The sequence below is a fragment of the Actinokineospora xionganensis genome, from assembly GCF_014323725.1.
Lineage (GTDB): Bacteria > Actinomycetota > Actinomycetes > Mycobacteriales > Pseudonocardiaceae > Actinokineospora > Actinokineospora xionganensis.
The window spans coordinates 1-525 of the sequence record NZ_JABVED010000064.1; the positions used below are offsets into that span (position 1 = coordinate 1).

At 72.8% G+C, this 525-nt stretch carries 1 protein-coding gene; it reads left to right on the forward strand.

The features are described from left to right. Positions 1 to 31 precede the first annotated feature (31 nt). A partial coding sequence (locus GPZ80_RS31905; RefSeq protein WP_187224817.1) for a DUF222 domain-containing protein occupies positions 32 to 525 on the forward strand: 494 nt, incomplete at its 3' end.

Here is a 525-nt window from a genome sequence, read left to right on the forward strand (position 1 = left end):
ATCGGCCGGTTTGAGCGGTAAGATCGAACATGTGTTCAGTGCTGAGGTGATCGCGGGGATGAGCGACGTCGAGACGCTGGACCTGCTGCGCGACCTGGAGCGCCGGCAGGCCGCCCTCGACGCCGCGAAGGTCCGCGCGCTCGCACGCATGGCGCGACTGCGCCCGGACCGCGATGCCGGCGGCCACCGTTTCGCCGGCGCCGAAGTCGGGGCGGCCCTGGCGTGGACCCCGGCCCGGGCGGCCACCGAGGTGGCCCGCGCCGCCCGGTTGAGCACCCTGTTTCCGTCCACGGTGGACGCGTTGGCCGCGGGGCGGATCGACCTGGCCCGGGCGGGCGCGTTGGTCGAGATCACCGCCACCCTGTCCGATGAGCACGCCCGTGAAGTGGAAGCGTGGATTCTCGCCCGCTACGAGCACAAGACGATCGTCGGGTGGCGACAAGCGCTGCGGGCGAAGAAAGACCGCATCGACCCCGACGGGGCCGCCCGCCGCCGCGAACAACGCCGCCGCGAACGCCGGGTCGA